This window comes from Paenibacillus sp. FSL L8-0644 (assembly GCF_038008165.1).
GTDB lineage: Bacteria > Bacillota > Bacilli > Paenibacillales > Paenibacillaceae > Paenibacillus > Paenibacillus polymyxa_D.
In genome coordinates this window covers 1589954-1605534 of sequence record NZ_JBBOYN010000001.1, presented here as the reverse complement: position 1 = coordinate 1605534, position 15581 = coordinate 1589954, and the positions used below count along the sequence as shown (strand labels likewise).

General features: G+C 46.1%; 13 protein-coding genes. 1 reads left to right on the top strand and 12 read right to left on the bottom strand.

Annotation, left to right across the window (positions count from 1 at the left end):
* Positions 1-177: 177 nt before the first annotated feature.
* The 3 genes from tkt to NSS94_RS07210 form a co-directional block, all read right to left on the bottom strand.
* Complete coding sequence (tkt, locus tag NSS94_RS07220) at positions 178-2223, bottom strand: transketolase (RefSeq protein ID WP_029516375.1); 2046 nt, start codon at positions 2221-2223, stop codon at positions 178-180.
* Between the two features lie 414 nt (positions 2224-2637).
* Positions 2638-3537: a formyltetrahydrofolate deformylase gene (gene purU / locus NSS94_RS07215; protein ID WP_023987631.1), complete on the bottom strand. Its 900-nt coding sequence runs from the start codon at positions 3535-3537 to the stop codon at positions 2638-2640.
* A gap of 22 nt (positions 3538-3559) precedes the next feature.
* Positions 3560-4687 carry a deoxyribonuclease IV gene (locus NSS94_RS07210; RefSeq protein ID WP_029516373.1) on the bottom strand — a complete coding sequence of 376 codons (1128 nt, stop codon included), beginning with the start codon at positions 4685-4687 and terminating at the stop codon, positions 3560-3562.
* A 417-nt stretch (positions 4688-5104) separates the two neighbouring features.
* On the opposite strand from NSS94_RS07210, the gene NSS94_RS07205 reads away from it, so the two are divergent.
* Complete coding sequence (locus NSS94_RS07205; RefSeq protein ID WP_029516372.1) at positions 5105-6019, top strand: TIGR01777 family oxidoreductase; 915 nt, start codon at positions 5105-5107, stop codon at positions 6017-6019.
* Positions 6020-6093: 74 nt separating this feature from the next.
* On the opposite strand, the gene NSS94_RS07200 is transcribed toward NSS94_RS07205, so the two are convergent.
* The 9 genes from NSS94_RS07200 to NSS94_RS07160 form a co-directional block, all read right to left on the bottom strand.
* The gene (locus tag NSS94_RS07200) at positions 6094-7896 is read right to left on the bottom strand and encodes a DUF6382 domain-containing protein (RefSeq protein ID WP_341039093.1); all 1803 of its coding nucleotides are present in this window, start codon (positions 7894-7896) and stop codon (positions 6094-6096) included.
* Positions 7897-7959: 63 nt separating this feature from the next.
* Positions 7960-8472, bottom strand: coding sequence for an A24 family peptidase (locus NSS94_RS07195; protein WP_341039092.1), 513 nt, complete (start codon positions 8470-8472; stop codon positions 7960-7962).
* Between the two features lie 86 nt (positions 8473-8558).
* The gene (locus tag NSS94_RS07190) at positions 8559-9554 is read right to left on the bottom strand and encodes a TadE/TadG family type IV pilus assembly protein (RefSeq protein WP_341039091.1); all 996 of its coding nucleotides are present in this window, start codon (positions 9552-9554) and stop codon (positions 8559-8561) included.
* Positions 9523-11739, bottom strand: coding sequence for a hypothetical protein (locus NSS94_RS07185; protein WP_341039090.1), 2217 nt, complete (start codon positions 11737-11739; stop codon positions 9523-9525). Before NSS94_RS07185 ends, NSS94_RS07190 begins: the two co-directional genes overlap by 32 nt.
* Before the next feature lie 40 nt (positions 11740-11779).
* Positions 11780-12448, bottom strand: a complete 669-nt coding sequence (locus NSS94_RS07180) for a TadE family protein (protein WP_341039089.1) — start codon at positions 12446-12448, stop codon at positions 11780-11782.
* Positions 12448-12639 carry a Flp1 family type IVb pilin gene (locus NSS94_RS07175; RefSeq protein ID WP_013309278.1) on the bottom strand — a complete coding sequence of 64 codons (192 nt, stop codon included), beginning with the start codon at positions 12637-12639 and terminating at the stop codon, positions 12448-12450. The genes NSS94_RS07180 and NSS94_RS07175 overlap by 1 nt, the downstream gene beginning before the upstream one ends.
* A 13-nt stretch (positions 12640-12652) precedes the next feature.
* Complete coding sequence (locus NSS94_RS07170) at positions 12653-13537, bottom strand: type II secretion system F family protein (protein ID WP_341039088.1); 885 nt, start codon at positions 13535-13537, stop codon at positions 12653-12655.
* A 6-nt stretch (positions 13538-13543) separates the two neighbouring features.
* Entirely contained in the window at positions 13544-14335 is a 792-nt protein-coding gene (locus NSS94_RS07165) for a type II secretion system F family protein (RefSeq protein WP_340884744.1), read from the bottom strand.
* Positions 14332-15579: a CpaF family protein gene (locus NSS94_RS07160; RefSeq protein ID WP_340884742.1), complete on the bottom strand. Its 1248-nt coding sequence runs from the start codon at positions 15577-15579 to the stop codon at positions 14332-14334. The genes NSS94_RS07165 and NSS94_RS07160 overlap by 4 nt, the downstream gene beginning before the upstream one ends.
* Positions 15580-15581 lie beyond the last annotated feature (2 nt).

Sequence of the window (15581 nt, the reverse complement as noted above, 5' to 3'; positions counted from 1 at the left end):
TATTGGTGCATCATAACATAGATTTGATTCCAGCTTCAGTATGAAAATACACACTGTATCACGTATACAATACACTGGAATTCCAAAGTGATCTTTTCGCAAAACATCAACTGTATGAAACAAACAGCCGTAAGCCTTACTCAGGTTACGACTGTCTGTTTTAGATGCTCCAATGTTTTATTTCAACAAAGCTTTCACACGGCTAACAACATTCTCTACTGTAAAGCCGTATTCCTTAATCACGCGATCGCCAGGTGCGGATGCGCCGAATGTACTGATACCGAGAATGTCGCCTTGGTCGCCAACATATTTTTCCCAGCCCAGTGGATATGCCATTTCTACAGCCAAACGAGCTTTCACTTCTGGCAGCAGAACGGAATCTTTGTATGCTTTGTCTTGTTTTTCGAACAGATCCCAGCTTGGGAAGCTGATAACACGTACTTGAATACCTTGTTCTGCCAGTGCTTCCTGAGCTTTAACAGCCAATTGCACTTCGGAGCCTGTAGCTAGAATTTGAGCAACTGGTTTGCCATCTGTTGCATCTGCAACCACATAAGCACCGCGTTTGATACCTTCGCGTGCATGCTCAGCACTAGCAGCCAGGATTGGCAGGTTTTGACGAGTTAATACCAGAGCAACCGGGTTTTTCTTGTTTTCCAGCGTGTAAGCCCAAGCAGCAGAAGTTTCATTACCGTCCGCTGGACGAATTACTGTCAAGTTCGGGATAATACGCAGGGAAGCCAATTGCTCGATCGGCTCATGAGTCGGACCATCTTCACCTACAGCAATACTGTCGTGAGTCAGAACGTAGGTTACAGGCAATCCCATCAGAGCTGCCAGACGAACAGCTGGACGCAGATAGTCTGTAAATACGAAGAATGTACCGCCGAATACTTTTACACCTTGGTGCAACGCCATACCGTTCATCGCAGCAGCCATACCAAATTCGCGGATACCGAAATAGATGTTACGACCGGCGTAGTCTTCTGGCGTAAAGTTCGTCAAGTTGTTCAAATGTGTCATCGTGGAGCTCTCCAGATCGGCAGATCCGCCTGTTAGGAAAGGTACGTTTGGAGCTAATCCATTCAGAGCATTACCAGAAGCTACACGAGTCGAAACGGCTTTGTCTTCAGTCGTGTACTTCGGAAGGTCACGATCCCATCCTTCTGGGAGATCGCCGTTTACAGCTGTTTCGAACTGAGCTGCCAAATCAGGGTGAGCTGCTTTGTATTTGGCGAACTGTTCATCCCATGCTTTGTTCGCTGCGATACCGCGCTCTTTTACTTTAGCAAAATGCTCGCGAACCTCTTGTGGTACGTGGAAGTCCTCTTCGTATACCCATTTGTAGAATTCTTTAGTCAGCTTGGCTTCTTCTGATCCCAGCGGGGAACCATGAGTACCGCCGTGTCCGCCTTTACCTTGTTTGTTCGGGCTTCCGTAGCCGATGACAGTTTTCACTTCAATCAGCGTAGGACGTGTCGAGTCGCCTTGCGCTTCTTCAATGGCTTTTTGGATGGCTGGAAGGTCGTTACCATCTTCTACGCGCAGTACTTGCCAGTTGTAAGCTTCAAAGCGTTTGGCAACACTCTCGGAAGAGGACAGATTAAGCTTGCCGTCCAGTGTAATATCATTGGAATCAAACAATACAATCAGCTTGCCCAGTTGTAAGCGACCAGCCAGCGAGGCAGCCTCGTGGGAAATACCCTCCATCAGATCGCCATCGCCGCAGATTGCATACGTGAAGTGATCTACAACTTTAAATTCGTCCTTATTATATGTTGCGCCCAGTTGAGCTTCAGCCATTGCCATACCTACGGACATTGCGAGACCTTGTCCCAGAGGACCGGTTGTAGCATCTACACCAGCAGTGTGGCCAAACTCAGGGTGGCCCGGTGTAAGGCTACCCCATTGACGGAATTGTTTCAGTTCTTCCATAGGAAGATCATAGCCGCTCAGGTGCAGAAGGCTGTATAGCAACATGGAACCGTGTCCTGCAGACAATACAAAACGGTCACGGTTAACCCATGTAGGTTGATCGGGATTATGATTCATCGTTTTAGCAAAAAGTTGGTATCCCATTGGCGCGGAGCCCATCGGCATACCAGGATGTCCCGAGTTTGCTTTCTCGATGGCGTCAATTGCCAACGTACGAATAGTTGTGATGGACAAATTGTCGATCGTGGAGTTTTCATCCTTTTGAATCGCTTGGTTCTGGTCAGTCATGGTTAGCCTCCTCATATTGTAAAAAGTATGTCAATTGCATTCGGTCATACTCCCCAACATCACCGCCTGATACAAAAACGATATCTGTTGAAGTGAGTGAATCTGCTTGAATGTTTCAATATGACTTATACATTCTTAAGTATTGTACCATTTGCCGTGAAAGTTTGCCAGATCGTTTATAAAGATGATTGTGGGAAATGTAGTACCGTGTCCTCATATAAATATACCCGTAATGTATTAACCTCATTTAAAAAAATATAAAATCACAAAAATATTATGTACTGACCGGCTATAAGGCTAATAATTCACATGAGGATTTTGCAAAATCCTTATATAAAAAAACAAAGCCCGTTATGCGATGGGCTTTGTTTAACAAAAAATATAGATTCACAAATTTTTTCTAAAATTTTAAGATTAGTTAAAAACGACTGTTTTGTTCTCATGAACCAGAATACGATCCTCTGCATGCCACTTCACGGCTCTTGCCAAAACGACCCGCTCTATGGTGCGACCGATCCGTTTTAGCTCATTTACATCATCTCCGTGGCTTACACGCTGCACGTCCTGCTCAATGATCGGGCCGCCGTCCAATTCTTCAGTTACATAATGCGCAGTAGCACCAATAATTTTCACACCGCGATTATAGGCTTGGGCATATGGCTTCCCACCCACGAATGCAGGCAGAAAGGAATGATGGATATTGATAATTCGGTTGCGATAATGCTCAATAAACTTGGGAGATATAATCTGCATGTAACGGGCCAAAATGATAACGTCAATGTCTTCGCCAATAACCTCTAGTTGGCGACGCTCCGCCTCCGGCTTGGTATCGGCGGTTACCGGAATATGGTGATATGGGATACCAAACGATTCCACATACTCCTTCATATCCGGATGATTACTAACCACCAATGAAATATCCGCGTCCAGATCTCCTGCCTGCCATTGCCACAGCAGTTCTACCAAACAGTGATCTTCTTTGGAAACGAAAATAGCCAGTTTTTTCTTGCGGCTAACCGCAGAAATCGTCCACTCCATACGGAATTGCTCAGCAACAGCGGCAAAATCCTGCTCCAACTGTGGCTGGGTTGCACTCAAATTCGGCAGATCAAATTCAATCCGCATAAAAAACATACCGCCCGACGGGTCCATTGTATATTGGTCAGATTGAACGATATTGGCCCCATGCTCGTACAAAAAACGGGACACGGCCGCTACAATACCTGGTCCATCTGGACAAGATACAAGCATACGCGCGCGGTTTTCATGGGCAGATAGAGTGCTATTTGGCTGATGTTTTACGTGAATTTCCATGTGGCTATTAATCCCCCTTAGCTTATACCGTCACTGGCAAATGACTGCCGGCAAACCAGGCAATCAACCGTTGATTAATGTGTTCTTCGCTCAAATCTGGAAATAGTGCTGCTTCCGTTATCATGTCATACAGACGCTCCAACGGCTCACGTGGATCGGCTTTTCTTGCTTTGGCATCATTTTTCAGCAGAGCCCAGGTGTCCAGAACAAATTTACGGACATCCACATCCTGTTTTTTGAAAAACGAATGCAATTGCTCTACCTGACCCAAAAACTCATCCCCAAAGCGCTCCTTTACATTTCCGCGAAGCAGGGCAATTTCAACCTCATACATCGGACGCTGAGTTTTGGCTTCCTTCCCAATCCATGGCGTCTCCAAAATAAACGGACGTCCTTGAAGTGCTTCATGATGCACCACATTATGAATAGTCTGATAGCCAATCCAGCCTGATCCGATCGGAGTATGGCGGTCTTTATGAGCGCCAACTGGATTTTTACTGTCATTAATGTGAACAACTGCAATGCGATTCAAGCCGACAATACGGTCGAACTGCTCCAATACACCGTCCAGATCATTTACGATATCATAACCCGCATCGTGAATGTGACAGGTGTCCATACAAACCGTAAGACGCTCGTTACGCTCTACTTTATCTATAATGGAGGCAATCTCCTCAAAGCTACGCCCCATTTCCGTTCCTTTGCCTGCCATCGTTTCAAGCGCGATGTTAACATCTGTCTCCTTCACGCCGTTCAGTACCTCGTTCAAACCATCGGCAATACGCCCGATTCCATATTCCGCATCCTTATCGGTAAAAGCGCCCGGATGCAGCACAATATTTTTCACACCTATCGCGTGTGTGCGCCGAATTTCCTCCTGAAGAAAGCTGACCGCAAGCTCATAGGTATTTTCTTTGTAAGAGCCAAGGTTGATGATATACGGGGCATGCACCACGATATCTTCCATTCCCTTCTCAGCCATTAACTGCTTGCCTTCCTCCAAATACATGGACTCCATCGGCTTACGACGCGTGTTTTGCGGTGCTCCCGTGTATATCATAAAGGAGCTGGACCCGTAAGTAGACGCTTCTTTTGTAGCGCTGAGCAGACCCTTGTCCGAGAAGGACACATGAGAACCAATTTTCAGCATGACCCTGATTCATCCCCTTATCCTGTTATGCTTGTCTTATTTTAATTTAATCATTTTAACGTGATTATTGAAATCAAACAACATAGCTTTTATGGCAACTTTCTTAAATCAGGATTTTGCAAAATTCGATTCCAGTCGCTCCAAAGTGCAATATACAGACGAACCAGACCATTTCGATCTATATATTCTTCATTGAAAGTCGCTTATTGGGCTTTTGCAAAATCCTCAAATAACTCTATTAAGGGAATACGTAGATAAAGTACACATCAGAATATATGTTAGTCAAACAGGGGTAAATAAAATCATGGATTGACACTTAACCGTATAAAGGACATTCATATGAAGTTTTTTTCTCTCGAAAAGGGTTATATTCTATAACAGATGTATTTTTTGTGAATTGGAAGGAGAGCTGGCTCCATGAACATCATCGTATGTGGAGGAACTGGATTGGTGGGGAGTGCACTAGTCAAAAGCCTGCTAGACGACGGATACACCGTGAAAGTCGTTACCCGCAAGCCACTGGTAGGACACGAAGCGAGCCCCCGCTTGCAATATATGAGCTGGAACGAATTAAAACAAAAGCCTGAAGTACTGGAAGGCACAGATGCGGTCGTTAATTTAGCAGGCGAAACGCTGAATCAGCGCTGGACGGATAAGTCCAAACAAAGAATTCTTCAATCTCGACTGCTATCTGTTGCCCGGTTGGCTCAAGCATTGAATGCTCTACAAAAAAAACCGAAAGTAATCATTCAGGCTTCTGCTGTTGCCGCCTATGGTACATCCCTGACCGAAACATTCGATGAAACGAGCCCGCGCTGTTCGGGAGATTTTCTGTCTCAGGTGGTTGAGCAATGGGAAGAAGCAGCCAATGCCTACCCTTCTGAAGCCCGTTTAATTAAGTTACGCATTAGCCTTGTGCTGGACAGAAAAAAAGGGGCATTCCCACTCATGAAGATGCCTTATAGCTTCGGATTCGGCGGCAAAATAGGTAGCGGCCATCAATGGATGAGCTGGATTCATATTGAAGATATCGTTCGTCTGATCACGTACTGCATCCATACGACGGAAATTGTCGGGGCAGTGAATGCTTCATCACCACAACCCTTGACGAACGACCAGTTTGGGAGGACAGTAGCTACGGTATATCACCGTCCGTACTGGTTTCCCGTCCCCAGCATTCTCGTTTCAAAGCTAGTTGGTGAGATGAGCACGCTAGTATTGGATGGTCAGAAGGTAATACCGCGCAAAGCGCTGGAGCACGGATTTAAGTTTCACTATCCTTCACTTAAGGACGCTCTTAAAGAACTCCATTCTTCCCAAAAACAGCATTGAATTGAAAAAGAGGAAAAGAAAGAGGCTCTGAATATAACAGGCCTCTTCTTGACATATATCCATATAACCTTCATTTATGATGCATTGGAGGATTTAAAAGAGTCCAACCGGTAAGTATAAGAAACTCCAGCGATTTTAAAAGTATCTCCATCCTTCATTGTGTACTCCTTATAAGGCACCATAGGCTCTCCATTCAGAACAGTTCCATTCGTCGAGGATAAATCCTTAACAATGTGGCTATGTTCTCCTGTAACTATGCAAAGCTCAATATGAGAACGGGAAGCTCCATCCGTATGCTCTACAAACTGAACCAGTTGCGGATCTCTCCCGATGATAAAACTGCCTGCAACGAATTGGTCTGGCTGCAACCGGATGCGCTCTGTCCCTCCACTACCTGGTGGCTTGCGATCCAGGCAAGCCATCGGTGATTGCTGCACTGGTGAAATCTGCATCTCTTGATCTGCACGAAGCAGCATCGTTTCCTGCTTAGATGCAGCATTTAGAAGCTCCGTTACCCCGGAGAGAGACTTATAATAAGCCTCACTGGTATCACTGGCTTCCAATTCATTTCTCCGTTCCGCACCTTTCCACGATGGCTCGTGTAAGTCAAAATTCGCTGAAGTTTTCTTACTATTTTCCGTAACTCGATTTCCCACGCTCTTATATTCTGAGTTTGGAAAAGTCCATCTCCAGTTCTCCTGCCCTTGATCACTCGAATCGGAAGATTGCTTGTCTTGATGATGACGTCCCGCTACAAATCCGGTCAGCTTATCTACCTGATAACGATCATTTTTGCGCTGTACTGGGGAAGAAGTAGTTCCTAACCATTCCGAATCCAATACAGGTACTGAATCGCTGTACATATGAGATGAAGTTCGATTGCGCTCCCATTTCCCCGTCCAGCTTATATAAGCAACAGCGGCAAGTACCAAGGTCAGCACCACGGAAATAATCAACGGTACCGTCTCTGGATGGTCCAGATAAATATAACGCCACACGATGGCCGAAGCGAGCAGACATCCGAGAGCAATGTAGGTTTTATATTTTTGCAATCCAGACTCCACATCTTCTACTTCGTTTTCTGTTACATGCTCGGAATTCTCCTCTGGTTTCACGGACGGTTTGAGCCGATTGATCCGTTTAAGCTCCTGAATCTCCTGTAGAGTTTCCCGATGCTCTCGCGCGTATGTTCCGCCACGATCCGTATAGTTCCCCTGTGAGGTATGGGCAGATAGGATAGGATCAGCTGATGAAAAAGCTCGCTCTTCCATACTTTCTGCCTGCACGCTAACACTCTCTGTACCAGCCTTCATTCCTTGCAACAGCAGTTCCTTTAGCAAACCCAATTCAAATTCATTTCTATCACACAGATCGAGTATGCGTTGTATATTTTCTCCCTGAAAGTGGGCCACACGAGTCATTAAACGAATAACCATCTGCTTAAATTGACTGCCTGTTTGCCCTGCATACTGTACACTGCGTAAAGGAACATAGGTTAAACTGGCGGTTTCCCTTGTACCTGAACCACTTAGAAAAATATAATCCTCGTGCAAAATAAACTGGCGAATATCTAACATATATTGCGGGCTGCGATGGAGGGCATCTGCCACTTCAAAAAGAATCCGGTAGAAATGAGAAGTCGACACGCCCCCACCTTTCCATAATTGGGAAAGCATGCGTTGCCCCGAAATGTCGTAATGTAACTCAATCTGAAAATCGACTTCCTTTATTCTAAGTTCCAGCAGACCGGGAATCCGATTACCAGTCATCATTCCAGTTTGTACGGAATTTAAATCATCGGTTTTGAGCCCGTCTTCCTTGTTTAGAATCATAAATGTCCCGCCGTTCCGGGCAAAATCCCTGCTTAAACCAAACAATTCATGACCTCCTTAACAATTTCCTATCTCCGTGAGGTAGCATGATCTCCCCCAGCGGACATGTCATGGCAAGAAGTAAAGATAAGCACTGATCGCCCCCGGAATGACTGCCGTCATAAAAGGAAACCTGAGGTGTGCTTCATTTCCACTGGTCAGTGCTTTTCCGCTGCGAAATAGAAAAAATCCTCCTAAATTAAAAGCTACGCGCCGCAGTCTCATGATGGTTTCCCTCTTCCATAGCAAAATCCCTATGCCAATAATACCTGCAAAAAAAATCGAATATAAAGCTGACTGCCATGCAAAAGCGGCACCTGTCCATGCTCCAATCAAGCCGAACAGCTTCACATCTCCTGCACCAACAGCTCCCATCCAGTACAAAATCAGCATGAACCCAAATCCGGTACCCAGTCCAGCAACAGCAAATAAAAAACCGTGCCACCCCCCAAATAGAGAATTGAATACCAAGCCTACCACTATGCCGGGCAATGTAAGCTTATTAGGGATTTTCATGCTACGTAAATCCGTAAATAACGCAATCGCGAGCAGAACTCCGCATACAATATACATCCACGTCAATGCGATCTTCCCCCTTTATAAAAATAGAAATAGCAGACTGCCAAATCATTTTCCATCGTAGCTATCCCTACAAGTCTATATCCATCCTATCCATCAGCTGGCTTTTCCACGGTAAACGGAACTTCTATACGTTGACCATCCTCTGTTTCAATTACAAAGCTCCATTGACCAGGTGTTGTGTTCGTTCCCACAAACCAGTTCCATTCTATAATCCCGTCCGCGTTGGCAGAGGTCCAGCCCAAGTGCTGAGCTGTGCTTTCACCCGACTTATAAAGCACAGAAAGGTTAGCAGTCGTCCCAGGCTCAACCTTGGCCTTGATTAAATTGTACACACCCTTCACAGCAGGTTCAGGCTTAACGAGCAACTGTATGGAATGCTCCGCATCCTTGTCCCCCGTCGCATTTCCTGTACCTGCTCCTTCCCCTGTGTCGCCAATCCAAAGACGTTCCTCAGCTGCCGCCTGAAGCACAATGCTGCGATACAGAAAAGGAACCTTCATCGGCAGTTCATACGACAGTTCTACTCTAAAATAAGGGTCCTTAGTTCCTGCAAGAGCAGGTACATGTACGCTCGTTATATGAATACGGTCATACTCCAGAATGCTTTCCTCCATAAAAGGCTTTAGCATCGGCTTCAAAACAGGATCGAGTGCAGCTTCCGTAAATCGCCCCCGCAGTTCCTCCATCGGCTTTTGACCGCCCTGAACAGCGCTTTCTACCCAATCACCAATTGGAGGTGGCAACTGGGAAGCGAATTGGCTTGCATATTCACTCACAGATAACTTGGGCAGTTCATCCAGCGGTTCACGCACTGCATCTATTTTTGCGGATGCCGCCTCCACGGCTAGAGAAACTGGGTAGATTTTAGCCGAAACCTGCTTAACCGCTTCTGAAGCGGTAGTCTGCAACGCTGTAGATACCAGTGTCATCTGAACCATATAAATGAGAAAAATAATAAAAAACAGAAACATCGGCAACACCAATGACGCTTCTAAAACAATACTTCCTTGTTCACATTGCTTTTGCCCACAAACTTTCCGTAAACACCGATTAATAGGAAAAATGCGCTGTTTTCGTGACATAGTACACACTTCCCTTAATACTCTCGCCTTCTTTCGAGGCGGTCCCGAGCATCTTCATTACCCCAGGTAGAAACCACAGCCTCATCCCATTCTTGACCTCACCCGTTGCATACGTTTGCCGCTCAGCAGGATTGACATCTGTATTCAGACGGATCAGAGCCAGCATACGGGACATTTTTCGTTCATTATTGCTATGGATCATCAGGAACAATCGCAGATGATCCTTGTATGTCATTCGAAATTTCAGAAAATCAGACAATGGCACGTCCCCCTTTTGTGCCAGCATAATCATGTCTTCTATCGCTTTTTCTACTCCATATAACAAAGCTGCCGCCAAAACGACCAACGGATTACCTTTTGAGCTGTTCTTAACCAATCCCTCCATTGTTCGAATGGCAAGTCTCATAGCAAAAATTTCCCCATAGGCGGATGCCAGATTACCCGTCGGATTATGGAACCCATACAGGATATACTCAACTTCCTGATTATTTATCTCTAGCTGATCTCCCAAAACCTGTGCAGCATTTCCCACATTTCCACCCGATCCGGCCAAACTGCCAAAACGACTGAAATCCACATGATGGAAGTAAGAAAGTGCGTATTCATTCTGGTAAAACTCGTCTCCCAGTTGAGTCAGTAAATTGGATGCCGATCCGTATAGACCATCCATACTATCCATAGAAGCTCCCGCTGCATCATAGGTGTCATAGGGCAAATCGGAGGAAACAGATGGACTGGATGTAGACTGGTTAAACGAAATACTTTCATTGTAATACCGCTCCAGATTTTGGAATTGTTCTGCACTTTGTTTACCTTTGGAAAGAACCTCAATAATCCGATAAGCTTGTTTGAGCTTGTTTTTCGCCTCTTTTTCCATTTTTTTGCGTTCTTTGTCCGGGCCGCGTCGCGTATCCATCGTCCTGGCTTCACCGTCGAGTACATTGGCGGGTCCCGCCCAAGCATACGCATTTAAGTATTTATCTATCTCCTTGAGCGTAGAAGCGACTTCTTGCTTGAGCATGTCTGCATTCAAAAATGGATCTGTATAAAAGGATAACGTACGCATCATACTCGTTATTCTATTGTTAGCAGTATTTATAGAAGTCCGTTGCTTTTCAATTTCTGCTTCCCATTGCTCAAATTCCTTGTCTGGAATCAATAAATCCTCTGCTTTTTGCCGTGCGCTTCCTACCGACGGATCTGCGTTGGAGCCTGCTCCGCTTGGAGTAGGGGCTGCTGAAACCCCATCGTAGCCTGCATTGGCCGCCCTCTGCTTATATTGGGCAATGACTTTGCGCATCTCTTCATTAATCTGCCGTGCTTCATTTAACGGTTCCTTGGCTTCCAGAAGCAGCTTATCATGTTCTTCCCCAGCTTGAACCATGATCTGACGCAGGCGATCAAGCGCTGCCCTCGCTCTACGTGCATATTTTTCCATCTGCATGATTTTAACGTCGTCCACACTCTTCTTATTGTCTTCATATACATGTACGTAATGCTTATATTGAGCGGCAATATCGGCTACAACCTCAAGCGGGTCCCATATATACTGATTGGGCATATAGGTGCCCCTCTGTTTAATAATCCGCTTACGAACCTCTTCCATATAAGCCCCTGCCTTACGCTGCTTCTCCAGCATGTCATCCAGTTTGGTCTCTCGTCTGTCGTACAGCTTTTGCAGCCGTTTCAGCAAATCTACCGTATGAGAAGCCTCTTTCATATTTTGAGAGAGCGGCTTTAGCTTTTCGAGCACTTCAAACGTAAAATCGACAGGTGCTTTATACTTCATCTCTTCACGGATCTGCTCGTTAAATATGGCATATTTACCAAGCTCCCTTTCCATTTGCAGGGAACTAGAATCCAGCTTCATATTCATAAGCGGTAGCGTTTCTGCGCGTGCCGTACGCCGCGCGCTATCATTCAGCACTTTGACCATAATTTGTTCTCCGCCGCCTTCGCCATAAGCAAACAAACCGTACTCCTGTTGTAATGTCGGATCATAAGCAGACATCACTGAACGAACCGCCGCATGGGTCAGTCGTTCAGTCTGCACATGCAGTGCAGCAATTCTCGCGTAATCAATAAATACAGCAATAAAACCGAACATGACCGCCAAAATCAGAATTAAAAAGACCGTGACAGCACCTGATTCCCCGTCCTTTGTATTGTGACCCTTACCAAACACCCGCTTCCTCCTTCCCAGTTACATTCCTATTCCTTACTTCTCACTGACCGTTTTGACCATATTGCATCAATACTTTCCCTACAACTGCCGAATCTACCTTTTCACCTGTTCCTCTGCCCATAAACTTCGCACCATAATAACGGACTAACTCCACCGTACGAATCCATTCCACAGGTTCGACCACGCCAGAGCTCATTTTCCCTTGCAAATCTGTCTGATCTAAAAACTGATTCAGCAAAGGTACCTTCACGATCTTATTTAACTTTGTGGTCACCTTACGGTGAATCATACTGTTCTCATATGTCATCTGCCCCTGCATGCCCGCAGGCATTTTATTTTCTGCATTGGACAGCTTTTGAGCAGGTAACGAGCCTCCCCCATTGCCGCCCGGCACCTGTACATTTTCCTGATTGTTGGCTCCGGTCCAGCCAAACAGGGCTCCCAGCATAACATCATCCTTCAAGCGCCAATAGAGAGAATCCCGTTGCCCTTGCGCAAATGCTCCTGTACGTGGGTCCTTGAAGCTGTTATCCCAGCTGTAAGCGGCTCTTTCTGAAGCAGTAGCAGCGACTTGCACCAATATAGATTTTTGATATATGTACAGGCAAAAAAATAACATCACAAAAATGACCAGCAGTAGAATGGGAAAGACGAGGGAAGCTTCCAAGGAGAAGCTCCCGTCCTCTTTTTGTGCCAATTTGCGCAGCATTATGAATCCATAAAATCGTTACTTTTTTTATCCGCCTTTTTCAAAAGCCCTTCTACAATTTTCTTGATCTGATCCTTGAAAATAATTGCCACCGCAATCAGAATGGCAATGATCAGGATCATTTCTAACGTACCCAGACCATCCTCATCCTTGTACAATTTACGAATACTGCCCGTTACTAATGTCATCATCGTTGTATTCCTCCTACATATTCATCATCATTAAAGCCGGAGCGCCCACCAGCACAATTACCGTTAGCAAAATCAGCGCCATCGGGAATACCAGCTTAGATGAAGCCTGCTCCCCTCTTGTGCGGCTAATTGAAGTCCGCTTGCCCCATAACGTCTGGGACAACTCACGTAAAGCCATCACGAAATCGCTCCCGCCGCGCCTCATATTCAACAAAACTGTCGTCGTAAATACTGTCATTTCCTGAATACCACAACGTTTGCTCAGGTGCTCAAATGCCTGTTGAAAGGAAAAGCCGCTTTCCCATTCTGCCACCGTCTGCCTCAGTTCTCGATACAACGGATGTTCCGTATCCGCCCCTTTACGTTCCACGCAATGTAGCAATGCCCGTTGTACCGTCTCACCTGCACCTACTAAAAGCATCATTTTACTCAACAGTTCAGGCAGTTCCATTAAAATTTGCTGATCCCGCTTCTGTACTTTCCCGTGCAAATCCTTGATCAGCGCGATGGGTACCAGAAGACCAAGTCCCAATCCGAGCACCAGCCCGGTCGCATCCCCACTCAGCAAAAGCGATATTATAGCTCCACCAGCAGCCATCATATATCCGTAACCCAACATTTCTGCCAGAAAAAGCATCGTTTTTTCTCCGCTGTTACGCATACCATACAGCTTTTGCACCGAACGCTGGAGCTTGAACATTAGCAAAGGCAGTCTATGAGTAGCACGTGAAGCATGAATCATTTGTACAAATGGGACTGAAAGTCTTTGCAGCCGCAGTCCCTCCAACTTCATATGGCGAAAATGCGCATACTTAGCACCGTGCATCTGGTTCAGCACCACCCAACCTCCCACTTGCAGAACCAGCATGACCAGACAAATCAACATCACCACACCCATCTCTCCTTACACTTCAATCTTCATAATGTGGTTGATCCACACGAGACACCCACCAAGCACCAATAAACAAAAGGTTGATAAAATCATACCTGTACCGCTGTATAAGGGCATCATGTAATCACCCGCTGTCATGGTCATAAACAATACAAACAAAAAAGGCGCCGCAAACATAACCCTCGATTCAAAACGTTTCTGCGCAATCATTACACCGATCTCCTGCTGAATTTCCAGCTTCTCACCAATGACACTTGAAGCTCGTCTTACGACTTCCACCAGATCACCTCCGGTTCGTTTGCAAGCCGCAAATACGTCCGCAAAATTCGTAATATCTTCCATCTGCGCCCGACGGGCCAAATCCTGCAAAGCGGTTTCTACAGGCTGTCCGATTTCGAGACAGGCGGTAATAATGTTAAATTCAAAAATCAGGTCGTGATCTCCATCTGGACTAAGCAATCTCAAATCCTCTACTGCCTCACGAAAAGCATTCTCCACCGACCTTCCCGCTGAAAGAGAAGACGAGAGCGAATATAAAGCCTGTTTGAATTGGATGCTTAGGGCAGACCTGCGTCTTTGCAGCAAAAATTGCCTAAAATAACGAGGCATCACCCCAGCCCCGGCAGCGCACAGCAACGATAATATCCATTGGTGATAAAATAGATAACCGATCATCGCGAACAACACGCCACTAAAGAATATGCACAGACTTTTTTGTACTGTCGATAATGTATACACCGTATAATCTGGCAGAGAAGGGGCCTCACGTGATACTTGCTTGGCCGCCGTTTTTCCTGACTTCACGCTGATACGCCTCCCCTGTGCCAGTTTTCCGGATTGATCCCGGCCATTTGCAGCTTCAACGTATGTTGCAGACCCTCGCCACAACGTTCCAGACCTCCTACGATTCGCCCCTTGCTTTCTCCTCGCTCCTGAAACCGATAAAGGGGGTTAAGCGTCACCTCACCCTTTTCAAAACCAATCACTTCGCTAATTTCCAGCACTCGTCTGGATTTGTCGCGCATCCGTGACAGATGAACAAATATATCAATGGCCGAGCTGATCTGCTGTCGTACTACTCCAAGCGGAAGCTCTGCCCCTCCCAGCACCATCGTTTCCAGCCGGCTGACCATATCGCGGATATTATTTGCGTGGCCAGTTGACAGCGATCCATCGTGTCCTGTGTTCATCGCTTGCAGCATATCCAATGCCTCACTCCCCCGGACCTCACCCACCACAATGCGGTTGGGCCGCATACGCAGGGAGGAACGAATCAGATCACGAATTGTGATTTCTCCCTTCCCCTCGGTGTTCGCATTCCGTGTTTCCATGGAAACCAGATTAGGGACCGTCACAATTTGCAGCTCTGCTGAGTCTTCAATAGTAATAATCCGTTCAGACGACGGGATAAACTGGGATAATGCATTCAGAAAAGTTGTTTTACCAGAACCCGTTCCTCCGCTTATAAAAATGTTGTACTTGCTACGTACCAAGTCCTTGAGCATAGCAGCGGCTTCTGCATCCAGCGCACCCATTCGTATCAAGTCATCCATCGTCATAGGACGCTCGGGAAACTTCCGTATGGTCATCGTCGGACCCTTGAGAGCAACTGGAGGCAGCACAATATTTACGCGTGACCCATCCTTTAATCGGGCATCCACAATGGGGGAAGCCTCATTCACAATTCGATTCACTCCGGCTACAATCGTCTGGATTAAATCCTCCAGTCGCTCGCGGGACTCAAATTGATCGGGTATCTGCATCACCTCACCAGCCCGCTCCACAAAGATTTCCCGGTGACTGTTGATCATAATTTCCGTAACGGTCGGGTCGTCAATCAATGGCTGGAGTACGTCCATCCCACGGAAAGAGTTAAAAATCTTGCGGACAAGCGCGTGCTTCTCACGGGAAGTTAAGCCTACTAGCTCTACATCGTGTAAAATTCGATTTTCAATATGCCGTACCAGATCTGCATCCTTTACCGAAGACGTTACGTCCAGCCCGTTTCGGATATCTGCTCGCAATGCCTTAAATCGTCCCTCATTCATGT